The organism is Pseudomonas sp. FP215 (genome assembly GCF_030687795.1).
GTDB classification, from domain to species: Bacteria; Pseudomonadota; Gammaproteobacteria; order Pseudomonadales; family Pseudomonadaceae; genus Aquipseudomonas; species Aquipseudomonas salmasensis.
The window spans coordinates 4,611,248-4,637,825 of sequence record NZ_CP117447.1 but is presented as its reverse complement, the minus strand read 5'-3'; the positions used below and the strand labels follow the sequence as shown (position 1 = coordinate 4,637,825).

Sequence of the window (26,578 nt, the reverse complement as noted above, 5' to 3'; positions counted from 1 at the left end):
AGTGATTAGAAGTAGCTGGAACAGCACTTCTTGAATTTCTGCCCACTGCCACACAAACAGGCGTCGTTACGTCCGGCCTTCACTTCTACTGTAGGGTCGATGAAGTACCAGCGCCCCTCATTCTGTACGAAAGAAGACTGCTCGCGGTGACTATGTTCACCGGTAGCGTCATGCCAGCGCGCGGTAAAGGTGACAAAGGCGTGTTCCGGTTGCCCGCCGAACACCTCGGAGCTTTCCACCTCAAGGCCCAGCCAGGTGCTCTGGGCACTCCAGGCGGCAATGGCGTCGCGGTCCAGGCCGGCCTGTTGCGCAGGCAAGGTTGTGGCGACCAGGTAATCGACCAGGCCCAGCACATAGGCGCTGTAGCGCGAGCGCATCAACGCGCTGGCGCAGGGGGCTGGGTGACCGGCGTGATAATGGCCGCAGCAGGCATCCAGCAGATTGCCGCTGCCGCACGGGCAAATGGATGTACTCATCGGGTTACCACCAATACTTTCCGAAGTTTTCCGGGTTGGCCCAGAAGCGGGCGTTGAGCCAGTCCGGCACCTGTTTATAGTCAAGCAGATCATAGGTAAACAGCGTCAGTACCTGATCATCGCGTTGGAAGCGTTCGCCGGCTTGCAGGGCCAGGGAGAAAAAGTCGGTGTCCTTCCAGTCGCAGGCGCTCAGGTCGGCCAGCACGGCGATGCGGCTGGCGTTGAGGTTACGAATGCCACCGAGCAGGGTCAGGCCCTGGGGTTTGGTCAGGTGCTCCAGGCAGTCGACCACCAGCGCGAGGTCAAAGCGCTGCACCGCGAGGTTTTCCGGCAATGGCCCTGGCGGGGCATAGAACACCTCGGTATCCGGGTGCGCAGCTTTGAAGGCATCCAGCGCCGGAAATTGGCTGGCGCCTACTAATAACAGGCGTTTTGGCCTGTGAAGGTCCAGCAGGGCCGCCAAGGCTTGTTGGGGCGTACGGGCAGAAATTCCAGCGGTCATTGCAGATCCTCGCATCAAGACCGTAGAGACTAGCGCGGCTGGGCGCGTGGGCCTAGAGCGCGGCGGTCGATAGCCGCCGGGGGAGAACTAAAGTTTTTTGATCCTTCACTGGCAAATCGCCTGTAGAAGTCGTTACTGTGCGCTCAAAGAAAAATTTGAAAACACTCAGGAGCCCCATGATGCGTAAGGTTTTTCTGTTGGCCCTGTTGGTCAGCCCCGTTGCCCTGGCCCAGAGCGTCAGTGTTGAAACCAATTCGTTGATGCGCTTGCCCAGCAGCACCAGCGTGTTGCAGCTCGAGCGCCTGGACGTGGCGGATTACGGCACCTTGCTGATTCCGGCCACCATCAGCCAGGTCACGGTGGATGAGCTGCACTTGGGGCGCGACGCACGCATCACCATTGTTCCCGGCAATACCGCACTGCAAATGCAAGTGCGCGATGCGCAGTTGGAGCAAGGTAGCCAGATCACCTCACGGGGCGCTCCCGGTACCCACGAAAAACCCGCCAAGGCTGGGCGTGACCTGACCTTGCGCATTAACTCGCTGACCGCAGACGCGCTGTTGGTGGATGCCCGTGGCGGCGCCGGAGCCCAAGGTTATGCGGGCTTGGATGGTGCCAACGGCGTGGACCCGGGTTGCACTTGGGGTTCAGCCGGGCGCGGTTTTAATGGCGATAACGGCGGCGATGGCCGGCCAGGGGCGGCGGGCGCGCAGGTACGCCTTGAGTTGCCGCAGGCGTTCCCGGCTGAACAGATCAAGGTCTGGGTCGATGGCGGGGCGGGAGGCCTGGCAGGTGTTGCGGGTAAACCCGGCAAGGGCGGGCAGTCCAAGGGCTGCCTGGTGTACCGCGCGGACGGCGGCGAAAAGGGCCGTCCAGGGTTGGAAGGGCAACCGGGGCCGGCTGGGCCTGCGGGGGCTGTGACTATCCAGCGGCTCTGAGTCGCCTGGCCTTACGCCATCGCTGGCAAGCCGTAGGTATCACACATTTTCGGCGCGATGCTGGACCTGTGGCGAGGGAGCTTGCTCCCGCGACGGCCTGACAGCCGACGCTTATCTACCTGACGCCCCGCGATCCACATGTGGGAGCTGGCTTGCCTGCGAAGACGGCCTGGCAGTCAACACAGTTGGACCGGGTAAATATCCGTTATTTAGGTAACGGCGACCTAGGGTTCCGCTCTGACAGCGGCTCACTTTTGAAAAGCGCAAAAGTAAGCAAAACGCTCTTGCCCCACCACTCGGCACCTCGCTTAGGCTCGGTGTGCCCGTAATCCGCCAGTGATTTGGGGGGCCGCCGCCACGCGCCATCCATGGCGCGGGGCGGCTAAACCGGCATCCCTGCCGGTTTACCCCCCAAATCCCTGTCGAATTCCGGCCAGCGTGGTTTAACGGGGCGCCTGAGATCAAGATCACAAGCAGATCAAGAGCGGCTCGCTTCGCATCGTGGTTACCGTTGAGCGCTACAGAGTTATTTAGATACCGCCACGATAGTGTCAGCAAGAACAGCTCAGAACATCGGCCGAGCCGAAGCCACTGCCACCACCACCAACCCGACAATCAAGTTAATCCCCACCAACTTGCGAATCTGTCCCAGCGCAGCCGCGCCTGCCGGCCAATCTTCAGCCGCCACCGCTGCCTTCAGCTCCGGGAATTTCAACGCCTGGATGCGGATAAACAGCGCCGTCATCACCAGGTACAAGCCCATCATCACCTGCACATAGCGCGGCGCGGTTTCAAAACCACTGAAGCGCAGGTGCAGCAAACCCATGCCGCTGATCGGCAAAAGCACCACCGCCACCCATACCCATACAAAAAAACGTTGAAACACATTTGCCCATAGCTTGAGCCGGGCAGGGCCCTCAAGTGCCGCCATGGCGGCGGGGCGCAGGATCATCCAAGCGAAAAACATGCCGCCGACCCAGATGAATGCGGCCAGTACATGCAGGGTATAAGCGAGGCTAAACGCGGTCATTGTGGTACTCCGTTCTGCGCGGGATTAATTAGCGGGGTATGATAGCGGCCGATCCGAACCACTGAAAATTTATCCAGCGTTTTTTGCGCCCGACTATCCATGATCAGCACTGAACTCAAAACCACGATCCAGGGCGCCTATTCGCGTTTTCTCGAAGCCAAAAGCTTGAAGCCGCGCTACGGCCAGCGCCTGATGATCGCCGAAGTGGCAAAAGTCCTCGGGGATATCGACACCGACGACGAGGGCCGCCGCGAGGGTGAGCCTGCGGTAGTGGCCGTCGAGGCCGGTACCGGTACCGGCAAGACCGTGGCCTACAGCCTGGCCGCGATCCCCACGGCCAAGGCTGCTGGCAAGCGCCTGGTGATCGCCACCGCTACCGTCGCGCTGCAAGAGCAGATTGTCTACAAAGACCTGCCCGACCTGATGCGCAACAGTGGCTTGAACTTTACCTTCGCTTTGGCCAAGGGCCGTGGCCGCTACATGTGCCTGTCCAAGCTCGACGTATTGCTGCAGGAAGGCCACGCCCAAACCGCCACCGCCTCCTTGTTCGAAGAAGAAGGCTTCAAGATCGAGGTGGATGAGGTCAGCCAGAAGCTGTTTACCAGCATGATCGAGAAGCTGGCCGGCAACAAATGGGACGGCGACCGCGACAGCTGGCCCACCGCCCTGGAAGACTCCGACTGGGCGCGCCTGACCACCGACCACAGCCAGTGCACCAACCGCCATTGCCCCAACTTCGGCCAGTGCGCCTTCTACAAAGCGCGCGAAGGCATGGGCAAGGTGGACGTCATCGTCACCAACCACGACATGGTGCTGGCTGACCTGGCCCTGGGTGGCGGCGCGGTACTGCCCGACCCACGCGACACGCTCTATGTGTTCGACGAAGGCCATCACCTGCCAGATAAGGCCATTGGCCATTTCGCCCATTACACCCGCTTGCGCTCCACGGCCGACTGGCTGGAAACCACTGCCAAGAACCTCACCAAGCTGCTTGCCCAGCATCCGTTGCCCGGCGACCTGGGCAAGTTGATCGAGCAAGTGCCGGAGCTGGCGCGCGAGATCAAGACCCAGCAGCAGTTCATGTTCAGCGCCTGCGAGCAGGTTGCGGACTTCAAGCCCGGTGAAGACGTCGAGGGCCGCGAGCGCCCGCGCCATCGTTTTGTTGGCGGGATGATCCCCGAGCACATGCGCGAAATGGGCATCGAGCTGAAGAAAGGCTTTTCACGCCTCACCGACCTGTTCACGCGCCTGACGGACTTGCTCAAGGAAGGCATGGATGGCGAGGTCAATATCGGCATCGCCAGCAACCAGGCCGAAGAGTGGTACCCCTTGTTCGGCAGCCTGCTGTCTCGTTCCCAAGGCAATTGGGAGCTGTGGACCGCCTTTACCGTCGAAGACCCGGAAGACAACCCGCCCATGGCCCGCTGGCTGACGCTGTCGGAAAGCGGTGCGCTGTTCGATATCGAGGTCAACGCCAGTCCGATCCTCGCCGCTGAAATGCTGCGTCGCAACCTGTGGAACGTGGCCTACGGCTGCCTGGTAACCTCGGCCACGCTGACGGCCCTGGGCACTTTTGACCGCTTCCGCATGCGCGCCGGCCTGCCGAAAAAGGCCGTTACCGCCGTGGTACCCAGCCCGTTTCATCACGCTGACGCCGGCGTGCTGCGGGTGCCAGACCTCAAGGCCGACCCACGGGACGCGGCCGCGCACACGGCGGCGATCATTCGCGATCTGCCGTCGCTGGTGGAAGGTTCCCGCGGCACCCTGGTGCTGTTCTCGTCGCGCAAGCAGATGCAGGACGTGTTCGACGGCCTCGACCGCGACTGGCGCAAGCAGGTGTTTATCCAGGGCAACCTGTCCAAACAGGAAACCCTGAACAAGCACAAGGCGCGGGTCGACGGTGGGGATTCCAGCGTGTTGTTCGGCCTGGCCAGCTTTGCCGAAGGCGTGGACTTGCCCGGCGCTTACTGCGAACACGTGGTGATCGCCAAGATCCCGTTCTCGGTGCCGGATGACCCGGTCGAGGCCGCACTCGCCGAATGGATCGAAGCCCGGGGCGGCAACCCGTTCATGGAAATTTCGGTGCCAGATGCTTCACTGAAGCTGGTGCAGGCCTGCGGGCGTCTGCTGCGCACCGAAGAAGACCGCGGCACCATCACTTTGCTCGATCGGCGCCTGGTCACCCAGCGCTATGGCAAGGCGATCCTCAATGCCTTGCCGCCGTTCAGGCGCGAAATTTCTTAAGCCACTGTGGGCGAAATCGCCCACTGCGTGGTCTATCTCATCACTATCGTCAGGCCAGTCATCGGCCGTTTGGGAGAACCTTGTTCGTATGATTCGCACGCTGCCCGCTCTTTTTGCCCTGCTGTTCGCTGCGCCGCTGATGGCTGCGCCCGAGGGGCAACAAACGCTGTTCAATTTCGTCCGGCCTGCCGATGTGGTCAAGGTGGCGACCCAGGACGCCAGCCTGCCGCAATACAATGCCGAACAAACGCCCGAAGGCGAGGTGCTGCGCCGCATCACCTTCAACCCGGCTGCCGAGCCGAGCCTGGTGCTCAGCCCGCAGACGGGTACCTGGGATTGGTCGCAATCGAGCGCCATGAGCCTGCGTATCCAGAGCGCGATGAACTGGGCGTTGACCCTTTACGTCAAGGTGCAAAGCGCCGACGGCAAGACGCTCGTCAGCCGCATCGACCTGCCGGCCGGCCCGGCCCAGACGTTACTCGTCCCGCTGCAAGCCAACGCCCCCCTGAGCCAGGGCATGAAGGCCGGCCCGCCGATGCCAATGACGGTGGATGGCCAACGGGTGTTGCTGGCCGCCAGCGCCGGGGAAATCGACCGCAGCCAGGTTGTCTCGGTGACCCTGTCGATGCTCAAGCCCAATGCCGCCCAAAGTATCCTGCTGGAACGCTTTGGCGTGCAGGACAGCGAGCCGGTATTGAAGGCCGCCTACACTGAACTGGTGGACGCCTATGGTCAGTCCACCCGCGCACGCTGGCCGGAAAAGGTCAGCAGCGACGAGCAACTCAAGGCATCGGCCGCCAAGGAACAACAGCAGCTCAAGGCCTGGCTGGCCGAGCGGGACAAGTCTTCGCTGGATCAATACGGCGGCTGGAAAAAGGGCCCGGCCTTCGACGCCAGCGGTTTTTTTCGCACCCAGAAGCGCGACGGCCGCTGGTACCTGGTGACGCCGGACGGGCATCCGTTCTACTCCCTGGGGGTGAACACCGTGGCACCGGACAACAGCCAGACCTATGTGGCGGGGCGCGAGTGGATGTTCGCGGCGCTGCCCAAGGCCGGCGAACCCTTTGACAAGTACTACGGCAGCGACGACAGCCGCACCGGCAACGGCGCGGGTGAAGGCCGCGGTTTTGGCTCGGGGCGTTGGTACGATTTCTATGGCGCCAACCTGCAACGCACTTACGGCGGTGACGCGTTGGACCAGCCACGCTGGGTGACCCATACGCTCGATCGCCTGCAAGCCTGGGGCTTCAACACCGTCGGCAACTGGAGCGATCCGGACCTGGCCACTGCCGACCGGGTGCCGTACACCTTGCCGCTGTCGATTGTTGGTGACTATGCCAGCATCAGCACCGGCACCGACTGGTGGGGCGGCATGCCCGACCCGTTCGACCCACGCTTTGCCATGGCCACTGAACGCGCCGTGGCCATTGCGGCACGCGATCACCGCGATGACCCGTGGTTGATCGGTTTCTTTGCCGACAACGAATTGGCCTGGGCCGGCCCCGGAGACGATGCCAAATCCCGTTACGCCCTGGCCTACGGCACCCTGCGCATGACCACCGACGTGCCGGCCAAGCGCGCCTTCCTCAAGCAACTGCGCGACAAATACCGCAATGAAGAGGGCTTTTCCAAAGCCTGGGGCATTCACCTGGCCGGTTGGGAGCTGATGGAAGACCCGGGCTTTGAGCCGCCGATGCCCAGCCCTGAACACCCGGAGATCGAAGCCGACTTCAAGTATTTCCAGAAGACTTTCGCCGATGCTTACTTCAAGACCATCTCCGACTCGCTGAAGTGGCACGCGCCCAACCAGCTGTTGCTGGGCGGTCGCTTTGCGGTGAGCACGCCGGAAGCGGTCGCATCGTGCGCGCAGTATTGCGATGTGCTGAGCTTCAATATGTATACCTTGAAGCCTCAGGATGGTTATGACTTCGCCGCGCTGCGTGCGCTGGACAAACCGGTACTGATCACCGAATTCAACTTTGGCTCTGCCGACCGTGGCCCGTTCTGGGGCGGCGTGACGCAACTGGCCCGCGAAGAAGACCGTGGCGCGGCGTATACGACCTTCCTCAAGCAGGCGGTGGCCGAGCCGTCGATTGTCGGGGTGCACTGGTTCCAGTACCTGGACCAGCCGGTCACCGGGCGTCTGCTGGATGGTGAAAACGGCCATTTCGGCCTGGTCGGCATCACCGATGTACCCTTCCAGGGCTTTGTCGAGACGGTGCGCAAGAGCAACCTGGCCGCGCTCGACCAACTGGGCCGTGAGGCGCAAAAAGCCAAGGCCACCCAAGCGACGCGTGAGAGTGACGCCGCCAAACCTGGGCGTGACGGCAAAGGCGCGGGGCAGGGCGCCGGGCACCCTGGCGGGCATGCTGGGAATGGGCATTGATTCATCGTTGACGGGTTCACAAAACCCACAATGGCTGAAAGAATGGCGACCACTTTTCATGGTGTTTTCCGAGGGGACTTAGGTGCAGATTCAGGGTCATTACGAGCTGCAGTTCGAAGCGGTGCGCGAAGCCTTCGCCGCCCTGTTCGATGATCCTCAGGAGCGTGGTGCCGGGCTATGCATCCAGATCGGCGGGCAAACCGTCGTCGACCTGTGGGCCGGTACTGCCGACAAGGACGGTGCCGAGGCCTGGCACAGCGATACCATCGTCAACCTGTTCTCCTGCACCAAGACCTTCACGGCAGTGACTGCCCTGCAACTGGTCGCCGAAGGCAAGCTCAAGCTCGATGCGCCGGTGGCCGATTACTGGCCGGCGTTTGCCGCGGCTGGCAAGGAAACGATCACGCTGCGCCAGTTGCTTTGCCACCAGGCCGGGCTGCCCGCCATCCGCGAAATGCTGCCCATCGAAGCCCTGTATGACTGGCAATTGATGGTCGATACTCTGGCGGCCGAGGCCCCGTGGTGGACTCCGGGCCAGGGCCATGGCTATGAGGCGATCACCTACGGCTGGCTGGTTGGCGAACTGTTGCGCCGCGCCGATGGGCGCGGGCCGGGGGAGTCGATCGTGGCGCGGGTGGCACGCCCATTGGGGCTGGACTTTCATGTGGGCCTGGCAGATGAAGAGTTTTATCGCGTCGCCCATATCGCGCGCAGCAAAGGCACTATGGGGGATGAAGCCGCGCAACGGTTACTTCAAGTAATGATGCGCGAGCCTGCGGCGATGACTACCCGTGCATTTGCCAACCCACCGTCTATTCTGACCAGCACTAATAAGCCCGAATGGCGACGTATGCAGCAGCCTGCGGCGAATGGCCACGGTAATGCGCGCAGCCTGGCCGGGTTTTATAGTGGGTTGTTGGACGGTAGTTTGCTGGAAAGCGACATGCTCGAACAATTGACCCGTGAGCACAGTATCGGGCTGGATAAAACCTTATTGACCCAAACCCGCTTCGGCCTGGGCTGCATGTTGGATCAACCGCAGTTGCCCAATGCCACGTTCGGCCTTGGACCCCGTGCATTCGGGCATCCAGGGGCAGGGGGCTCAGTCGGCTTTGCCGACCCTGAACATGATGTAGCCTTCGGTTTTGTGACTAATACCCTGGGGCCTTACGTACTTATGGACCCGCGTGCCCAGAAGTTGGTCGGAATATTGGCCGGTTGTCTATAAACCCCTTGCTGTTTCACAATTTTTTGTTACAAAGGCAAGTATAAAAAAGATGCTGAACGACATGTTGTAACTTGAATGTTCTTTTAGCGTCTGTTTAACGGGTCCCGCGACCCCCTGTTTTTTCTCATTTTGTGGATATCTCATGTTATCGAACAAGTCTTTGGCACTGGCGCTGTGTCTCACTATTACGGGTTGTGCACAAACTCCACAAAATGATGCCGAAGGTGGGCATTGGTGGTCATTTGGATCTGACAAAGCGGCAACCAAGGATCCAGTGGCCCAGACCGACGCCAAGCCGGATGCCAAGCCCGACGCCAAGCCGGCCGCGGGTGCCAAGCCTGTTGAACCTGTCGCCGCTGCAGCAGCGCCTGCCAAGGCTGACACCGGTTATAGCTGGTGGCCGTTTTCCACCAAGAGCGCCGAAGAAAAAGCCGCTGACGCCAAGGCTGACCTGAAAGCCGACCTCAAGGCCGCAACCCCGGCCTCGGACGCAGCGCCTGTCGTCGCCAAGACCGACAGCGAGCCGCGCTGGTGGTGGCCGTTCGAAAGCAAGCCAAAGCCGTTGGCCAAGGTTGACGTGACCAACGTACAAATGCCTGACCCGAAGATCACCCAAGCCTGGCTGGACGAATACGAACCACGCTTGCGTGCGGCCATCAAGGACAGCAACCTGCAACTTGAGCGCCGTGACAACACCCTGGTGGTGATTGCCCCGGTAGACGGTTCCTACAACCCCAAGCGCCCGGCCATGTTGCTGCCGGTGACCCTGGGCCCGTTCACGCGGGTGGCCAAGGCAGTTGAAGCTGACCCCAAGACCGCCGTACTGGTGCTGGGCCACGTTGATGCCACGGGCAGCGCTCCTGCCAGCCAGGCGTTGAGCAAGGAACGTGCGCAGTCCATTGCCTCGATTTTCAGCCTGAGTGGTCTGAAACAGGATCGCTTGATGCTGCGTGGCATGGGCGACCTTATGCCGCGTGCCGCCAACGACAGCAATCAGGGGCGTGCGCTGAACCGTCGCATGGAAATCATGTTTACTCAGCGTACAACGATGTTGGCGCTGCTGAGCAAGTACAACTCGGGCAAGACCCCGCCCGTAGCTGAAATGGTCGCAGTGCAGAATGTGCCTGCGCCAGCACCGGCAGCTAAAGCGCCTGCCAAAAAGGCCACGGCCAAGAAAGCGGCGGCCAAGCCAGCGGCTAAAAAGGCTGCGGCCAAGCCGGCTGCCAAGAAGCCGGCGACTGCCAAAGCCAAGGCGGCACCTGCTTCGAACGACCAGGCAAAAAACTGAGCTGTTGAACCACAAGGATAAAGCCGCATGACCCAGGCACTGGCCGATATGCGCCGTGACTATACACGGGACGGTTTGAGCGAGGCCCAGGCCCCGGACGAGCCGTTTGCGTTGTTCCACCAATGGTTTGGCGATGCGGTTAAAACCGAACAGCCGCCAGTGGAGGCCAATGCCATGACGCTGGCGACAGTCGACCAGGACGGTCGCCCGCACTGCCGCATCCTGCTGCTCAAGGGCCTGGATGCGCAGGGCTTTACCTTCTTCACCAACTATCAGAGCGCCAAGGGTGAACAACTCGCGGCGCGGCCGTTTGCGGCCATGACCTTCTTCTGGCCAACCCTGGAGCGCCAGGTACGCGTTGAAGGGCGCGTGGTCAAGGTCACGCCTGAAGAGTCGGATGCTTATTACCAGGTGCGCCCGTTGGGCAGTCGCCTGGGCGCCTGGGCTTCTCCGCAGAGCAAGGTGATTCGTGATCGCGAAGAGCTGCAGGCGCTGCTCAAGGCCACTGAAGAGCGCTTCAGCGATACCCAGCCCGATTGCCCCGAGCATTGGGGAGGGTACCGTTTACTGCCCGAGCGCATCGAGTTCTGGCAAGGCCGCGCCAGCCGCCTGCATGATCGTCTCAACTACCGTTTGCAAGACGGCCAATGGTCCCGCGAGCGTCTGGCGCCCTGAGCGTCACCTTTCGTCATCCCGCCTGAATCAACACCGTTGCGCCGAAGTCTCTGTTCAAGAGGCTCCGGGCGCTTTCGGCTGTGCGCTACACTGATCGAGCCGGTTATGGCATCGTTCTGTACCCTGGCTTGGTTACCGTTCGTCGAGTTCTCTGGTGCTGGCAGTCTGTACTCAGGCTGAATGAAAGCAAGTTTCTGCCTGGCGCGCCGTGACACGCGCCAAGCCACAGCGTTTAATGAATACCTGTCCTTTGGAGTTGATGCTATGCGTAAGTCCGTTTTACTAGTTGCCTGCTTTACCACCCTGTCGTTGCTGTTGGGTGGCTGCGCCTCGAGTCTGACCGGCGACTCGTACTCTCGTGATGAGGCGCGTCGTGTACAGACCGTTCGCATGGGCACCATCGAATCCCTGCGTCCAGTGAAAATCGAAGGCACCAAAACCCCAATCGGCGGCGCTGCGGGCGCAGTCATCGGCGGCGTTGGCGGCAGCGCCATCGGTGGCGGCCGTGGCAGCATCGTTACCGCGGTGATCGGCGCCGTTGCGGGCGGCCTGCTGGGCTCGGCCACTGAAGAAGGCCTGACCCGTACCCAGGGCGTGGAAATCACCGTGCGCGAAGACGACGGCAGCATGCGCGCCTACGTACAAGCCGTGCAGGAAAATGAAATCTTCCGCATTGGCGACCGCGTACGCATCATGACCGTCGACGGTACCAGCCGCGTGACTCGCTAAGCCTTAAGCTACAGGCGAATAAAAACCCCCAACCGGGTGACCGGTTGGGGGTTTTTTTGTAGGAGCGAGCTTGCTCGCGAAAAACGTTAACGATAACGCGTGCTCAATGAATGCGGCGCCTGTAAGTTTTTCGCGAGCAAGAACTAGGCGTCCCCCTCGCTCCTACTTCAATCATGCAACGACGGCTTTCTTGCGACTCGCCATCGCCGTCACCGCATACCCGATAAACGCCGCCAGGATCGACCCGGTCAGAATCCCCATGCGATCTTCACCGGCAAACTCGCTGGCGCCTGGCACAAACGCCAGGGAGCCGACAAACAGGCTCATGGTGAAGCCGATCCCGCACAGGATCGCTACGCCCAATACCTGGCCCCAATTGGCGCCGCTGGGCAGTGAGGCGATGCCGGTCTTGATCGCCAGCCAGGTGAGGCCGAACACACCGACGGTCTTGCCGATCAACAGGCCTGCGGCGATGCCCATGGGCACGGAGTGGGTGAAGCTTTCCAGGCTGACGCCCGTCAGAGAGACCCCGGCGTTGGCAAACGCGAACAGCGGCAGGATGGCGTAGGCCACCCATGGGTGCAGGGCGTGTTCCAGGCTCAGCAGCGGCGAGGTTTCGGCATTCTTGGTGCGCAGTGGAATGCAGAACGCCAGGGTCACGCCAGCCAGCGTCGCATGCACACCGCTCTTGAGTACGCACACCCACAGGATCAGGCCGATGATCATATACGGCCCCAGCTTGATCACGCCCAGGCGGTTCATCGCGATCAGTGCAATTAAACACGCCCCCGCGCCCGCCAGGGATGCGGTGGACAAGTCAGCGGAATAGAACAGGGCAATGACGATGATGGCCCCAAGGTCATCAATAATCGCCAGAGTCATCAGGAACAGCTTCAGCGACACCGGTACGCGCTTGCCTAGCAGGGCCAGAACGCCCAGCGCAAAGGCAATGTCGGTGGCCATAGGGATCGCCCAGCCAGCCAGGGCGGCGGGGTTGTCCTTGTTCAGCGCCCAGTAGATCAGCGCCGGCACCACCATGCCACCGATGGCCGCTGCGCCAGGCAGTACCACTTGGGAAGGCTTGGACAGGTGGCCATCCAGAAGCTCGCGCTTGACCTCCAGGCCGATCAGCAGGAAGAACAGGGCCATCAGGCCATCGTTGATCCATAGCAGCGCCGGTTTGGCGATTTTCAGCGCGCCAACCTGTGCAACCACTGGCGTGTCGAGAAAGGCGTTGTACAGGTGCGACAACGGTGAGTTGTTGATAATCAGCGCCAAGGCAGCAGCGGCGATCAACAACAGGCCACTGGCGGCTTCCAGCTGGAAGAAACGGGTGAAAGTGCTACGCAGAGGCAAGGGATGCTCTCCAATCCAGGTTCAATAGGTGGGTACCCTAACCCGTACCGTTAGTTGTTAAAACAAAAGTTATATTCTTATTTGTTATAAGAGATGGCCCGGGACATCGGTGAGCCAAAGACTAGCAATTGTGTGTCCAATTGCGTCGTCACTGTATCTGTGTGGAGTGTAGGAAACATCTTAAGATCACCGCCGAAAACCTTTAGAGAAGCCACCATGAGCGACCACCGTACCTGGGCCCGCGAAGCCATTCGCATCATTGAAGCGGACTTCCAGCGCAGCGCCGATACCCACCTGATCCCGCTGCCATTACCGGGTTTGCCAGGCATCGAGTTGTACTTCAAGGATGAGTCCAGCCACCCCACTGGCAGCTTGAAACACCGGCTGGCGCGCTCGCTGTTTCTGTATGCGCTGTGCAATGGCTGGCTCAAGCCGGGCGCCCCCGTTATCGAAGCGTCCAGTGGCTCCACGGCGATCTCGGAAGCCTACTTCGCGCGCTTGCTCGGCTTGCCGTTTATTGCCGTCATGCCCGCTACAACCTCTCAAGAGAAGATCGCCCAAATTGCCTTCTACGGGGGCAAAAGCCATCTGGTCCAGGACCCGACGCAGATCTATGCCGAATCCGAACGCCTGGCCCAGGAAAGCGGTGGTCACTTCATGGACCAGTTCACCTACGCCGAACGTGCCACCGACTGGCGGGCGAACAACAATATTGCCGAGTCGATCTTCCAGCAGATGCGCTTTGAACAGCACCCGGAGCCGAGTTGGCTGATTTCCAGCCCTGGCACCGGCGGCACCACCGCGACCCTGGGCCGCTACGTGCGTTATCGCCAGCATTGCACCCGGGTGCTGTGTGCCGATGCCGAACGCTCGGTGTTCTTCGACTTCTACCAGAGTGGTGACGCCAGCCTGCGCCTGGACTGTGGCTCGCGGATTGAAGGGATTGGTCGCCCACGGGTGGAGGCATCGTTTCTGCCGGCGGTGATTGATGCCATGGTCAAGGTGCCAGATGCATTGTCCCTGGCGGCCATGCATTACCTGGCGCAGCGTTTGGGGCGACGGGTTGGTGGTTCCAGCGGGACCAACCTGATCGGTGCGCTGATGGCGGCGCAACAGATGAAAGCGGCGGGGGCGTCGGGGTCGATTGTCGCGATCTTGTGCGATGGTGGTGAGCGTTATGCCACGACCTATTATGATCAAGCGTGGCTGGCGGGGCAGGGCTATGAGCTGGAGGGTTTGATCGCGGCTGTAGCAGCAAGTGTCGAACGTGGTGAAGCGCTACCCGATAGCATCCTGCGGGCCAATATCTGACACCCTGCGAAACAGTGTGGGAGCCAGCTCCCACCTTTGAATGTATTCACACATTAAATTCTGAAACCCGTTTAACTGTAGCTTGCCTGCGATGAGGCCCTCCCTGCCAACACACCTCTAGCTCTCCTGCGCTCTGTAGGCCCCCGGCGTCAACCCCGTCCACTTCTTGAACGCCCGATGAAACGCCGACGGTTCGGAAAACCCCAATTGTTCGGCGATCTCCTGCAAAGACAAATCCGCCCGCCCCAAGTGGTAAATGGCGATATCCCGGCGTAACTCATCCTTCAATGCCTGAAAACTCGTGCCTTCTTCGCGCAGATGCCGGCGCAGGGTCTGTGGGCTGATGTGCAGGTGCTGGGCAACGGCTTCCAGGTCTGGCCAGGGCGTGCGGTCGCGGCTCAGCAGGCGGCGCAGCTGGCTGCTCAGGCTGTCGCCTTCATCCGGCCGGGATAACAAGTCGGCAGGGGAGCGCTGCAAGAAGTGCTTGAGGGTGCGTTCATCCTGCAACAGCGGCAGGCTCAGGTAACGGCTGGGAAACACCAGGCTACTGGTCGGCGCACCGAACACCTGGGGGCAGGGGAACAGCAGGTCGTATTCACCGGCATGGGCCGGCATCGGGTAACTGAAGGTGGCCTGCTGCAGCCGGATACGCTGGCCGATTAACCAACTGCCCAGGCGATGCCAGATTACCAGCAGGCATTCACTGAGAAAGTGGTCCGGGTCCCATAACTGCGAGTCGTCCAGGCTCAGGCGCGCCATGTCGCCTTCTTTGGTCAGCTGCCAGCGCGGGCCTTGGGGGAACAGGCTATAAAACAATAAGCCGCGCTCCAGCGCCTTCTCCAGCGTGCGGCAATGGATCAGCGCGTGGCACATCATGGCAAAAGTGCCACGTTTGCTCGGCCCTTCGGCAAACCCCAGGTATTCGTCATCCAGCTCCAGCCAGAGCATTTGCAACAACCGGGTAAATTGCTCTGGAGCGATGCGGGCGCGGGGCTCGGTCAGCAGTTCCGGGGTAATGCCCACCTGCTGCAACACCCCCGAGTAGTCAAAACCGGCCCGGCGCGCACCGCCGAGGGCTGCTCGGGCGTAATGGCTGGCGATGGTACGTTCACGCATGCAAGGGCCTCATCCATGGAGTGGCGGATGGTAGCCATCACCCGGCGGGGCGACAAGGCGGATATCCGCCAAATTGTAGGACGATACAGGGTGAGTGGGCGGAAATCCGCCACCTTGTTGCGCGCCTCGGAGTCGCCCGTAAACCCCAAGCCCTGATGTCTAAAGGCCTTCAGCGCGTTTAAGCAAAGTGGCACGCTGTTTGCGATAGGGATTACAGCGCAGGCTTGTTCCTACAGGCTTGGCAAACAACAAATCCCTCCAGTGCAGGAGGGTTCGCAATTCAAGTGCCGTGGGCAATGGCGGATATTTGCCCCACGGGACGATTGAGGAACTTTGCAATGACGACTCGTCAGCCAATCTACAAATCCCTGTATTTCCAGGTGATCGTTGCAATCGTTATCGGTATCTTGCTCGGCCACTTCTACCCGCAGACCGGCGTGGCCCTCAAGCCACTGGGTGACGGCTTTATCAAGCTGATCAAAATGGTCATCGCCCCGATCATCTTCTGTACCGTGGTCAGCGGCATCGCTGGCATGCAAAGCATGAAGTCGGTGGGCAAGACCGGCGGCTACGCGCTGCTGTACTTCGAAATCGTTTCTACCATCGCCCTGCTGATTGGCCTGGTCGTGGTCAACGTGGTGCAGCCGGGCGCCGGCATGCACATCGACGTCGCGACCCTGGATGCTTCCAAAGTGGCGGCCTACGTCACCGCCGGTAAAGACCAGAGCATCGTCGGCTTTATCCTCAACGTCATCCCGAACACCATCGTCGGCGCCTTCGCCAACGGCGACATCCTGCAAGTGCTGATGTTCTCGGTGATCTTCGGTTTCGCCCTGCACCGCCTGGGTGCCTACGGCAAGCCGGTGCTGGACTTCATCGATCGCTTCGCCCACGTGATGTTCAACATCATCAACATGATCATGAAGCTCGCGCCAATCGGTGCCTTGGGCGCCATGGCGTTCACCATCGGCGCCTACGGTGTCGGTTCCCTGGTGCAGTTGGGCCAATTGATGATCTGCTTCTACATCACCTGCATCCTGTTCGTGGTGTTGGTGCTGGGCGCCATCTGCCGCGCTCACGGTTTCAGCGTGTTGAAGCTGATCCGCTACATCCGTGAAGAACTGCTGATCGTACTGGGTACCTCGTCTTCCGAATCCGCACTGCCACGCATGCTGATCAAGATGGAGCGCCTGGGCGCGAAGAAGTCCGTGGTCGGCCTGGTGATTCCAACCGGTTACTCCTTCAACCTCGACGGTACGTCGATCTACCTGACCATGGCGGCTGTGTTCATCGCCCAGGCGACCGACACCCACATGGACATCACTCACCAGATCACCCTGCTGCTGGTGCTGCTGCTGTCGTCCAAAGGCGCTGCTGGCGTGACCGGTTCGGGCTTCATCGTACTGGCCGCCACCCTGTCGGCCGTTGGCCACCTGCCGGTTGCGGGCCTGGCGCTGATCCTGGGTATCGACCGCTTCATGTCCGAAGCCCGTGCCCTGACCAACCTGGTGGGTAACGCAGTTGCCACCATCGTTGTGGCCAAGTGGGTCAAGGAACTGGACACCGACAAGCTGCAAAGCGAGTTGGCGTCTGGCGGTACCGGTATCTCCGAAACCCGCGAGCTCGATGATCTGGGCGTGGCTGAAGGCCCGGCGCCTGTCGTCAAATAAGTGGCTGCTGGCGTGAACTGACGCCAACGCTATCGGCAAACGCCCCGACTGGTTCGGGGCGTTTGCGTTTCTGGCGGGATGCTACGGATATTTTTGGTTTACAGTGAACGCGACAGTACTTACCGGAGGCCTGATGGACAGTGTGGATCTGAACGTCCTGCGCAGCGTGCTGCAATGGCGCCGCGCCGGGCAGCGCGTGATCTTGTACAGCGTGGTGCAAACCTGGGGCAGCGCGCCGCGCCCGCCGGGGGCAATGCTGGCCCTGCGCGGTGATGGCGTGGTGATTGGCTCGGTGTCGGGCGGTTGCATCGAGGATGACTTGATCGCACGCCTGCAAGATGGCCGCTTGCTTGCTGACGGCCCGCCTGTGCAGTTGGTGACTTACGGCGTCACTCGCGATGAGGCCGCACGTTTTGGCCTGCCCTGCGGTGGCACCCTGCGGCTCACCGAGGAGCGCGTGGAAGAGTGGGGTTGGGTCCAAGCGCTGCTGGCGCGTTGTGAAGATCATCAGATTGTCGCTCGCGAGCTGAATCTGGCCACGGGCGAGGTAACCTTGAGCACCGCCAGCAAGACCGACGTGGTCAGCTTCGACGGCGAACGCTTGCGCGCCATCTACGGCCCGCGCTGGCGCCTGCTGCTGATCGGCGCCGGGCAGCTGTCGCGCTACGTAGCGGAAATGGCGCGCCTGCTGGATTTCGAAGTGCTGATCTGCGACCCCCGCGAAGAGTTCGTCTACGGCTGGGAAGACCAGCATGGCCGCTTTGTGCCGGGCATGCCCGACGAGGCGGTGTTGAATATTCATACCGATGAACGCACGGCCATTGTCTGCCTGACCCACGATCCACGTCTGGATGACATGGCGTTGCTGACGGCGCTGAACTCCACGGCGTTCTATATCGGCGCCCTGGGTTCGCAGGTCAATACCCAGAAACGTCGGGAGAACCTGGCCGCGCTGGGCCTGTCGGCGGACGCCATCGCGCGTTTGCACGGGCCGATCGGCCTGCACATCGGCAGCCATACGCCGGCGGAAATTGCGCTGTCGCTGATGGCGGAAATTGTTGCGATCAAGAACGGGGTGGCACCGATGCAGAAAAAGCCGTTGGCAGTGGTGGCCGAGTGACGGTGACCGCAATTGTGCTGGCGGCGGGGCAGGGCAGTCGTTTTCGGGCTGAAGCAGGAGCTGATCAAGACAAGTTGCTTGCCGCTTGCGTGGGGCTGGATGGCGTTACCCGTCCGGTTATCGAGCAGGTGCTACGCAATTTGCCTCGGCGTGTCGAAAAGCGCTGGTTGGTGACTTCGCCGGAGCGCGCAGAGGTTATCCGTCTGGCAAAGGCTTATGGCTGTCAAGTTGTGCTGCTGGATTCGAGCGGGATGGGCGACAGCATTGCGGCGGCGGTCAAGGCCAGCGGTGCGGCGGATGGGTGGCTGGTGGTGTTGGGGGATATGCCGTTTATTCAGTCATCGAGTATCGAACGGGTGATTGCCAACGTGGAGGGCGTCACTGTGCCGGTATCTGCCGGGCAGTACGGGCATCCAGTGGCTTTTGATCGCACGTTTGGCCCGGCGCTGATGGCGCTGAGTGGGGATCGCGGAGCCAAGCCGTTGTTTGCGCGAGCACAGGTGCGGGAGATGCAGATGGATGATCCCGGTGTGCTTTGGGATGTGGATGTGCCGCAACGGTTGAGTTTTAGCGCAGATTAAAGGTGGGAGCTGGCTTGCCTGCGATTGCGGTGTGTCAGCCACATCCAGGCTGACTGAATTGACCCTATCGCAGCATAGGTATCTACATAACTTTGTGGGCTGTAGCAGCAGGCGGTAACCACGATGCGAAGCGAGCCGCTCTTGATCTTGATCTTAGGCGCCCCGTTAAACCACGCTGGCCGGAATTCGACAGGGATTTGGGGGGTAAACCGGCAGGGATGCCGGTTTAGCCGCCCCGCGCCATGGATGGCGCGTGGCGGCGGCCCCCCAAATCACTGGCGGATTACGGGCACACCGAGCCTGGGCGAGGTGCCGAGTGGTGGGGCAAGAGCGTTTTGCTTACTTTTGCGCTGTTCAAAAGTGAGCCGCCGTCAGGGCGGAACCCTAAGTGGCCGTTACCGCAGGAATGGATATGTACCCGATAAACTGTGTCAGCTGTCAGGCCGCCTTCGCGAGCAAGCCCGCTCCCACAGTGGGATCATTGGGGTGTCAGGTAGATAGGTATCGGCTGTCAGACCGCTATCGCAGGCAAGCCAGCTCCCACAGTGATTGCATTTCAAGTCGAGATAGCCAGCCACTAAAAAGCCCCGCCTGATCACTCAGGCGGGGCTTTTTAGTGGCGGTTGGAATCAGACGAGGGGTTTAGGCTCGTGCTCTGCTTCCGGGGCCTTGTGCTCTACCGCCTGGGCTGCGGCTGCGGCTGCAGCAGCTTCGGCTTCCTTGCGGCGACGACGCACTTCACGTGGGTCGTTCGGCGCACGGCCGTTTTCGGTGAGGGCGCTTGCAGGTGCAGCTTCAACCACAGGGGCGGCCACTTCGGCAACCACCGGGGCTTCGACTTCAACCACGGGCGCAGGCTCCACAACCGGCGTCGGCTCGACCACTGGGGCTGGCTCGGCGGCGACTTCGGCAACCGGTGCCGGCGCTTCTTCTACCACTGGGGCAGGTGCTGGCGCTTCAACCGGTGCAGCCGGTTCGGCAGTCCACTGGAAGGCGGTCTGTTCTTCGCGAACTTCACGCACGGCCGGGGATGCTTCTTCGACCACCGGAGCTTCTACGGTCGCTTCTACTACTGGCTGAGGCTCAACTACCGGAGCCGGTTCAACGGCAACCGCTTCGGTTTCTGGCTGTGCATCGCGAACCGGGGCCACTTCCACTTCCGGAACCACTGGGGCTTCGACAGGGGTTGTGGCTTCAACGACTGGCGCTTCAACAACCGGCGCTTCGACCGCTGGGGTTTCGGCGGCTGGCGCTTCTACGGCAACAGTGTCTTCGACGGCAGCGGTAGCGCGTTCGGCTTGCTCGTGGGCCTGGGCTTCAGCGGGGGCGCTGATGACCGAGCTGGCAACGGCAGCGGTAACGGCCAAGCCGGCAGCCAGTTCGGCGCCTGTTGGTTCGTTGTTGGCAGCTTCTGGGTTTTCGCCGGTTTCTTCCGAACCTTCGATCACGTTGCCGTTGGCATCACGCTGACGCTCACGACGGTTGCTGCGACGACGCTGGCCACGGGAGCGGCGGCGTGGACGATCGCCTTCGGCGTTGTCCTGGCCGTCTTCCTGCAGTTGCTCTTCGCCGGTCAGTACTTCTTCTTCGCTGGCAGCAGCGGCTTGCTCGGCGCGTGGTTGACGCTCTTCACGTGGCGGGCGCGGTTGGCGCTCTTCACGGGGTGCGCGCTCTTCACGCGGCTGGCGGGCCGGGCGTTCTTCGGTGGTAACGGCTGCGGCAGCGGCAACGGCAACGGCAGGTGCCGCGTCCAGAGGCTCGCGCAATTCACGCACACGTTCTTCACGCTCGCCACGTGGCTTGCGGTCTTCACGTGGAGCGCGTGGGGTACGTGGGGCGCGCTCTTCACGCGGTGCACGTTCTTCACGGGCGACGGTCGGGGTGTCTTCGCGGGCTTCGCGAGGCGCACGTTCTTCACGTGGTGCGCGTTCTTCACGCGGAGCACGTTCTTCGCGAGGCTTGCGCTCTTCGTCGCGGCGGCCATTGCGGTTACGGCTCTGCTGGCGACCGTTGCGACGTTCTTCATTGCGCGCCGGGCGCTCGGTGGCAGGTTTTTCAACCACAACCGGGGCAGCAGGCTCTTCCTTGGTGGCGAACAGGCTGACCAGCGACTTCACCAGGCCCTTGAACAGGCTTGGCTCAGGCAGGGCGGCCGGTGCGGCAACCGGGGCGGCAGCTTCGGTCGGTACCGGTGCGTTGGCGCGGGCCGGCGCAGTCTTGACGGCCGCTTCTTGGCGAACCAGGGTGCGGGTCGCAGCGGCTGGCTGGACTTCTTCGACTTCGGCAGCAGCCGCAGCGATTTCATAGCTGGACTGGCCGCTGTGGGCTTCCGGGCTGTCATCACGCAGGCGCTGGACTTCGAAGTGCGGCGTCTCGAGGTGATCGTTCGGCAGGATGACGATACGGGCACGGGTGCGTAGTTCGATCTTGGTGATCGAGTTGCGTTTTTCGTTGAGCAGGAAGGCCGCAACCGGAATCGGCACTTGTGCGCGAACTTCGGCGGTACGGTCTTTCAGGGCTTCTTCTTCGATCAGGCGCAGGATCGCCAGGGACAGCGATTCAACGTCACGGATGATGCCGGTGCCGTTGCAACGTGGGCAAACGATGCCGCTGCTCTCGCCCAGGGATGGACGCAGGCGCTGACGGGACATTTCCAGCAGGCCGAAGCGCGAGATGCGGCCGACTTGCACGCGAGCGCGGTCAGCTTCCAGGCATTCGCGGACTTTCTCTTCCACGGCGCGCTGGTTCTTGGCAGGGGTCATGTCGATGAAGTCGATGACGATCAGGCCGCCGATGTCACGCAGGCGCAGCTGGCGGGCGATTTCTTCAGCCGCTTCCAGATTGGTCTGCAGGGCGGTTTCTTCGATGTCGCTGCCTTTGGTCGCGCGCGCCGAGTTGATGTCGATGGACACCAGGGCTTCGGTCGGGTCGATCACGATGGAGCCGCCGGAAGGCAGTTCGACCACGCGCTGGAAGGCGGTCTCGATCTGGCTTTCGATCTGGAAACGGTTGAACAGCGGCACGCTGTCTTCGTACAGCTTGATCTTGCTGGCGTACTGCGGCATCACCTGGCGGATGAAGGTCAGGGCTTCGTCCTGGGCTTCAACGCTGTCGATCAGCACTTCGCCGATGTCCTGGCGCAGGTAATCGCGGATGGCGCGGATGATCACGTTGCTTTCCTGGTAGATCAGGAATGGCGCGGAACGATCCAGGGACGCTTCTTTGATAGCGGTCCACAGTTGCAGCAGGTAGTCGAGGTCCCACTGCATTTCTTCGCTGCTGCGGCCAAGGCCGGCAGTGCGCACGATCAGGCCCATGTCGGCCGGTGCGATCAGGCCGTTCAGCGCTTCACGCAGTTCGTTGCGCTCTTCGCCTTCGATGCGACGGGAAATACCGCCGGCACGTGGGTTGTTCGGCATCAGTACGAGGTAACGACCGGCGAGGCTGATGAAGGTGGTCAGGGCTGCGCCCTTGTTGCCACGTTCTTCTTTTTCGACCTGGACGATGACTTCCTGGCCTTCGCTCAGGACGTCCTTGATGTTCACGCGGCCTTCGGGGGCTTTCTTGAAGTATTCGCGGGAGATTTCTTTAAGGGGCAGGAAGCCGTGGCGCTCGGAGCCGAAATCGACAAAGGCAGCCTCAAGGCTTGGTTCGATGCGAGTGATACGGCCTTTATAGATGTTGGCCTTTTTCTGCTCGCGTGCACCGGATTCGATGTCCAGGTCGTAGAGGCGTTGGCCATCTACCAGTGCAACACGCAACTCTTCGGGTTGAGTTGCGTTAATCAGCATTCTTTTCATGTTGTACCGTCGGTTTCCGGGCTGCCGGAAACGGCGTTCGGCACACACGACTTCTCACGGTCGGTGTCAGGTGCGTCAAGAGTGGTTGGCCACTCCAGTGTCCAGCAAAATCGGCCAATTGGGCCGGTATCGCGACGGACGCGTCCTGCTCGTTAGCGGTGGTGACAAAGGCACCACTTCAACAAAAGCTAAGGTCAGGAGGAGGAATCAACCGGCGACTGTGGACGAGATGAAGCGTCTAAAACAAGCCTAGTGCTACACAGTCCGACGGTTGTGCATCTCCACCCTACACGTATCCCTGATAATTCGGGTGCTGCCGCGCGCAGAATCCGCAGCGGGTTGGCATTTACCGTGTTCTCCAATGGGGAGTCCACGCTCATGGCTAAACAAGACTAGGTGTGGGCGGTTGCGCTCTCACTCAGCTCTTAACAGGCGTTGTTTCCGAAGCATTCGCCATGGTCTGGCTCAAAACTGACTGCACTTTGTGAACTGGCCGTAAATATCGGCGCAAAAGGCGAGTATTCACTCTGCTTTCTGCACTCGCTTCAGGCCTCATGTCACCTGCGCTTGTTACAGTCTTGAGCCTCCCAAGGTGGCAAAAGCCCCGTAGGACGGCCTCGCGCCCTGATGAATTGCGATGGTCAGGGCCGGCAGTCTGCCGCATGTCCTCTGTCCAGGCCGCTTTTGGCGGCGTTCGCGACTATAGCAGTAATGATTAAGTGCTTCAATTCCATAAAAAATTGTTATCATCGCCGCCATGACGACTACCGCCCCCCCGACCCCCAGCGTTCAGCTGCTTGAGGTCTCGCCGGAATATGCCGGCCAACGCATCGACAATTTTCTCCTGGCCAGGCTCAAAGGCGTGCCCAAGACCTTGATTTACCGCATCTTGCGCAAAGGCGAAGTGCGCGTGAACAAGGGGCGCATCAAGCCTGAGTACAAGCTGCAGGCGGGCGATATCGTCCGTGTGCCGCCCGTGCGCGTGCCTGAGCGCGACGAGCCGGTGCCGCTGGCCCAAGGCCTGTTGCAGCGCCTGGAAGCGTCGATCGTGTTCGAAGACAACAAGCTGATCGTGATCAACAAGCCCTGTGGCATTGCGGTTCACGGCGGCAGTGGCTTGAACTTCGGCGTGATCGAAGCCTTTCGTCAGTTGCGCCCCGATTGCAAGGAGCTGGAGTTGGTCCATCGCCTGGACCGCGACACGTCTGGCCTGCTGATGATCGCCAAGAAACGCAGCATGTTGCGACATCTGCACACCGCCCTGCGTGGCGATGGCGTGGACAAACGCTACATGGCGCTGGTGCGCGGCAACTGGGCCAGCTCGATCAAGAGCGTGCGTGCGCCGTTGCAAAAGAGCAACCTGCGCTCCGGCGAGCGCATGGTCGAAGTGGACGAGGAGGGCAAAGAGGCCCTGACCCTGTTCAAGGTGCTGCGTCGCTTCGGGGACTTTGCCACCATGGTCGAGGCCAAGCCGGTCACCGGCCGTACCCACCAGATTCGGGTGCACACCCTGCATGCAGGTCACTGCATCGCCGGTGACACCAAGTACGGCGACGAGGATTTCTCCAAGGAAATTCGCGATCTGGGCGGCAAGCGGTTGTTCCTGCACGCCTACATGCTCACCGTGCCGCTGCCCGATGGCGGCGAGTTGAAACTGCAGGCGCCGGTCGATGAAATGTGGGCCAAGACCGTGGAGCGTTTGAGTGTCGCACCTTGACTACAAGCTGCTGATCTTCGATTGGGACGGGACGCTGGCCAATTCCATTGGCCGCATCGTCGAGTCCATGCACATGGCCTCGACCCGCTCGGGCTTTGACTTGTGCACGGACCTGGCAGTCAAGGGCATTATCGGCCTGGGTTTGCCTGAAGCCATTCGCACCCTGTACCCCGACATCAGCGACGCCGAGTTGGTAGCGTTTCGCGAGCACTACGCCGACCACTACATTGCGCTGGAAGCTACGCCTTCGCCGCTGTTTGAAGGTGTGGTGCAATCGCTGGAAGCGTTTCGTGCCCAGGGTTATCACCTGGCGGTCGCCACCGGCAAGGCTCGTCGCGGCCTGGACCGTGTGCTCAAGGCTCACGGCTGGGAAGATTACTTTGATATCACCCGTGCTGCGGATGAAACCGCCAGCAAGCCCCATCCCTTGATGCTGGAACAGATCCTTGCGCACTGTGGTGTAACGCCACGCGAGGCATTGATGGTGGGCGATGCGTCTTTCGACCTGATGATGGCGCGCAATGCGGGCATGGACAGCGTCGCGGTCAGCTACGGCGCCCAGTCGGCCGAGGCATTGCAGCAATACGAACCGAGACTGACGATTGATCATTTTTCCGAACTGCAGGCCTGGCTCAGCCGGGCCCGATAAGTCTTTGCTGGGGTTGATGGCATGAGTGACGAGTGGAAAGCGCCTGAAAAGGCCGAGAGCAGTGATGATAAAAGCTGGAAGCTGCTGGAGAAGACCCTCCTGGCCAGTGTCCAGGAGCAACGCCGTTCGCGGCGCTGGGGGATTTTCTTCAAGCTGCTGACCTTTGTGTACCTGCTTGGGATGCTGGCGCTGTTCAGTCCGTTGATGGACATGGAAAAGAGCGCCACCCGTGGCAGCCATTACACCGCCTTGATCGAGGTGCGCGGCGTGATTGCCGACAAGGAGCCTGCCAGTGCCGACAATATCGTCACCAGTCTGCGCGCGGCCTTTGAGGACCCCAAGGTCAAAGGCGTGGTCCTGCGCATCAACAGCCCAGGCGGCAGCCCGGTGCAGTCGGGCTATGTGTATGACGAGATTCGTCGTCTGCGCGCCTTGCATCCGGATACCAAGCTCTATGCCGTGATCTCCGATCTGGGTGCCTCGGGCGCCTATTACATTGCCAGCGCTGCGGACCAGATCTATGCCGACAAGGCCAGCCTGGTGGGTTCCATTGGTGTGACCGCGGCCGGTTACGGTTTTGTCGGTGCCATGGAGAAGCTGGGGATAGAGCGTCGCACCTACACCTCGGGTGAGCATAAGTCGTTCCTCGATCCATTCCAGCCGCAAAAAGCCGATGAGACCCAGTTCTGGCAGGGCGTCCTCGATACCACCCATCGTCAGTTCATTGCCAGCGTCAAGCAGGGGCGTGGTGACCGGTTGAAGGATAAGGATCATCCGGAGCTGTTCTCCGGCCTGGTCTGGTCGGGTGAGCAGGCGTTGCCGTTGGGCCTGATCGATGGCCTGGGCAGTGCCAGCTCGGTGGCGCGGGATGTGATTGGCGAGAAGGAGTTGGTGGATTTTACGGTCGAGGAATCGCCGTTTGATCGCTTCTCCAAGAAGCTTGGTGCCAGTGTGGCGGAGAAGCTAGCTCTGTATATGGGCTTCCAGGGGCCGTCCCTGCGCTGAAATTCCAAGCTTGGTGTAGGTCAACTGTGGGAGCGGGCTTGCCCGCGATAGTGATGGATTAGTCGATATAAGTGTCGCCTGGTACACCGCTATCGCAGGCAAGCCAGCTCCCACATTGTTTTACGATGGTTTCAAGGGATCTGTACGCCTTCGGTCAGTAGCATGTCCACCAGCCGAATCAGTGGCAGCCCTATAAGGCTGGTCGCATCCGGTCCCTCAGTGCTCTGGAACAGGCTCACCCCCAGCCCTTCTGCTTTGAAACTGCCCGCACAGTCATAAGGCTGCTCGATCCGCAGGTAGCGCTCAATACGTTCTGCATCCAGTTCGCGCATGTGTACGGTAAACGGCACGCAGTCGACCTGGCAGTGCCCAGTCTCGCTGTTGAGCAGTGCCAGGCCCGTGAGGAAGCTCACACGCTTGCCGCTGGCAGCCAGCAGTTGCTCGCGGGCGTTTTCGAAGGTGTGGGGCTTGCCGATGATCCGGCCTTCCAGTGCAGCGACCTGATCCGAGCCAATGATTAAATGGCCAGGATGGCTGGCGGCGAGGGCGCGGGCCTTTTGCTCGGCCAGGCGCTTGACCAGTTCGATGGCGGACTCATCCGGGCGGTGGCTTTCGTCGATATCCGGCGAGCTGCAGGTGAACGGCAGGTGCAGGCGGCTCAGTAATTCCCGGCGATAAACCGAGCTGGACGCGAGTAATAAAGGCAGCATATACGTCTCCTCAAGGCAGTCGCCGATTCTAGCGACGTGACCGGCTG

21 protein-coding genes are annotated in these 26,578 nt (G+C 61.1%); 14 read left to right on the top strand and 7 right to left on the bottom strand.

Features of this window, described 5'->3' with window-relative positions:
- Positions 1 to 5: 5 nt before the first annotated feature.
- Together PSH76_RS21075 and PSH76_RS21070 are read right to left on the bottom strand one after the other, a co-directional pair.
- Positions 6 to 476, bottom strand: coding sequence for a YchJ family protein (locus tag PSH76_RS21075; RefSeq protein ID WP_003189238.1), 471 nt, complete (start codon positions 474 to 476; stop codon positions 6 to 8).
- A gap of 4 nt (positions 477 to 480) precedes the next feature.
- Positions 481 to 978, bottom strand: a complete 498-nt coding sequence (locus tag PSH76_RS21070; protein WP_138763367.1) for a DUF6231 family protein — start codon at positions 976 to 978, stop codon at positions 481 to 483.
- Positions 979 to 1,157: 179 nt separating this feature from the next.
- On the opposite strand from PSH76_RS21070, the gene PSH76_RS21065 reads away from it, so the two are divergent.
- Positions 1,158 to 1,916 carry a hypothetical protein gene (locus PSH76_RS21065; RefSeq protein WP_032893150.1) on the top strand — a complete coding sequence of 253 codons (759 nt, stop codon included), beginning with the start codon at positions 1,158 to 1,160 and terminating at the stop codon, positions 1,914 to 1,916.
- A 565-nt stretch (positions 1,917 to 2,481) separates the two neighbouring features.
- Here PSH76_RS21065 and PSH76_RS21060 read toward each other — a convergent pair.
- Positions 2,482 to 2,946 (bottom strand): CopD family protein, encoded by a 465-nt coding sequence (locus PSH76_RS21060; RefSeq protein ID WP_305492866.1) that lies wholly within the window; start codon positions 2,944 to 2,946, stop codon positions 2,482 to 2,484.
- Positions 2,947 to 3,045: 99 nt separating this feature from the next.
- Between PSH76_RS21060 and dinG the strand changes: the two genes are divergently transcribed.
- The 6 genes from dinG (at position 3,046) to PSH76_RS21030 (ending at position 11,496) form a co-directional block, all read left to right on the top strand.
- Positions 3,046 to 5,190 carry an ATP-dependent DNA helicase DinG gene (gene dinG, locus PSH76_RS21055; RefSeq protein WP_032893148.1) on the top strand — a complete coding sequence of 715 codons (2,145 nt, stop codon included), beginning with the start codon at positions 3,046 to 3,048 and terminating at the stop codon, positions 5,188 to 5,190.
- Positions 5,191 to 5,278: 88 nt separating this feature from the next.
- Entirely contained in the window at positions 5,279 to 7,576 is a 2,298-nt protein-coding gene (locus PSH76_RS21050; protein ID WP_305492865.1) for a beta-galactosidase, read from the top strand.
- A gap of 82 nt (positions 7,577 to 7,658) precedes the next feature.
- Positions 7,659 to 8,804: a serine hydrolase domain-containing protein gene (locus PSH76_RS21045; RefSeq protein ID WP_305492864.1), complete on the top strand. Its 1,146-nt coding sequence runs from the start codon at positions 7,659 to 7,661 to the stop codon at positions 8,802 to 8,804.
- Positions 8,805 to 8,946: 142 nt separating this feature from the next.
- On the top strand, positions 8,947 to 10,092 hold the full coding sequence (locus PSH76_RS21040) for an OmpA family protein (RefSeq protein ID WP_084570955.1): 1,146 nt from the start codon (positions 8,947 to 8,949) through the stop codon (positions 10,090 to 10,092).
- A 27-nt stretch (positions 10,093 to 10,119) separates the two neighbouring features.
- Positions 10,120 to 10,767, top strand: coding sequence for a pyridoxamine 5'-phosphate oxidase (pdxH, locus tag PSH76_RS21035; protein ID WP_305492863.1), 648 nt, complete (start codon positions 10,120 to 10,122; stop codon positions 10,765 to 10,767).
- Positions 10,768 to 11,031: 264 nt separating this feature from the next.
- Complete coding sequence (locus PSH76_RS21030; protein WP_003189251.1) at positions 11,032 to 11,496, top strand: glycine zipper 2TM domain-containing protein; 465 nt, start codon at positions 11,032 to 11,034, stop codon at positions 11,494 to 11,496.
- A 171-nt stretch (positions 11,497 to 11,667) separates the two neighbouring features.
- On the opposite strand, the gene nhaA is transcribed toward PSH76_RS21030, so the two are convergent.
- Entirely contained in the window at positions 11,668 to 12,852 is a 1,185-nt protein-coding gene (nhaA, locus tag PSH76_RS21025; protein WP_032893143.1) for a Na+/H+ antiporter NhaA, read from the bottom strand.
- Positions 12,853 to 13,068: 216 nt separating this feature from the next.
- Here nhaA and PSH76_RS21020 point away from each other — a divergent pair, with 216 nt between their 5' ends.
- Positions 13,069 to 14,163: a PLP-dependent cysteine synthase family protein gene (locus tag PSH76_RS21020; protein ID WP_056790329.1), complete on the top strand. Its 1,095-nt coding sequence runs from the start codon at positions 13,069 to 13,071 to the stop codon at positions 14,161 to 14,163.
- 117 nt (positions 14,164 to 14,280) lie between these two features.
- Here PSH76_RS21020 and PSH76_RS21015 read toward each other — a convergent pair whose 3' ends face one another.
- Positions 14,281 to 15,279: an AraC family transcriptional regulator gene (locus PSH76_RS21015; protein ID WP_098952537.1), complete on the bottom strand. Its 999-nt coding sequence runs from the start codon at positions 15,277 to 15,279 to the stop codon at positions 14,281 to 14,283.
- Positions 15,280 to 15,617: 338 nt separating this feature from the next.
- On the opposite strand from PSH76_RS21015, the gene PSH76_RS21010 reads away from it, so the two are divergent.
- The 3 genes from PSH76_RS21010 (at position 15,618) to PSH76_RS21000 (ending at position 18,650) form a co-directional block, all read left to right on the top strand.
- Positions 15,618 to 16,949, top strand: coding sequence for a dicarboxylate/amino acid:cation symporter (locus PSH76_RS21010; protein ID WP_003189258.1), 1,332 nt, complete (start codon positions 15,618 to 15,620; stop codon positions 16,947 to 16,949).
- Between the two features lie 133 nt (positions 16,950 to 17,082).
- Positions 17,083 to 18,069 (top strand): XdhC family protein, encoded by a 987-nt coding sequence (locus PSH76_RS21005; protein WP_305492862.1) that lies wholly within the window; start codon positions 17,083 to 17,085, stop codon positions 18,067 to 18,069.
- Entirely contained in the window at positions 18,066 to 18,650 is a 585-nt protein-coding gene (locus tag PSH76_RS21000) for an NTP transferase domain-containing protein (RefSeq protein WP_032893140.1), read from the top strand. Before PSH76_RS21005 ends, PSH76_RS21000 begins: the two co-directional genes overlap by 4 nt.
- 629 nt (positions 18,651 to 19,279) lie before the next feature.
- Here PSH76_RS21000 and rne read toward each other — a convergent pair.
- The gene (rne, locus tag PSH76_RS20995) at positions 19,280 to 22,450 is read right to left on the bottom strand and encodes a ribonuclease E (protein WP_370874598.1); all 3,171 of its coding nucleotides are present in this window, start codon (positions 22,448 to 22,450) and stop codon (positions 19,280 to 19,282) included.
- Between the two features lie 757 nt (positions 22,451 to 23,207).
- On the opposite strand from rne, the gene rluC reads away from it, so the two are divergent.
- The 3 genes from rluC to PSH76_RS20980 are packed head-to-tail and all read left to right on the top strand — an operon-like array spanning position 23,208 to position 25,821.
- On the top strand, positions 23,208 to 24,167 hold the full coding sequence (gene rluC / locus PSH76_RS20990) for a 23S rRNA pseudouridine(955/2504/2580) synthase RluC (RefSeq protein ID WP_003189264.1): 960 nt from the start codon (positions 23,208 to 23,210) through the stop codon (positions 24,165 to 24,167).
- Positions 24,154 to 24,816 (top strand): HAD-IA family hydrolase, encoded by a 663-nt coding sequence (locus PSH76_RS20985; protein ID WP_069558639.1) that lies wholly within the window; start codon positions 24,154 to 24,156, stop codon positions 24,814 to 24,816. Before rluC ends, PSH76_RS20985 begins: the two co-directional genes overlap by 14 nt.
- Positions 24,817 to 24,837: 21 nt before the next feature.
- Positions 24,838 to 25,821, top strand: a complete 984-nt coding sequence (locus PSH76_RS20980; protein ID WP_032893134.1) for a S49 family peptidase — start codon at positions 24,838 to 24,840, stop codon at positions 25,819 to 25,821.
- Between the two features lie 131 nt (positions 25,822 to 25,952).
- Here the strand turns inward: PSH76_RS20980 and PSH76_RS20975 are convergent, their stop codons facing one another.
- Complete coding sequence (locus tag PSH76_RS20975; protein ID WP_305492860.1) at positions 25,953 to 26,531, bottom strand: nucleoside triphosphate pyrophosphatase; 579 nt, start codon at positions 26,529 to 26,531, stop codon at positions 25,953 to 25,955.
- Between the last annotated feature and the right edge of the window lie 47 nt (positions 26,532 to 26,578).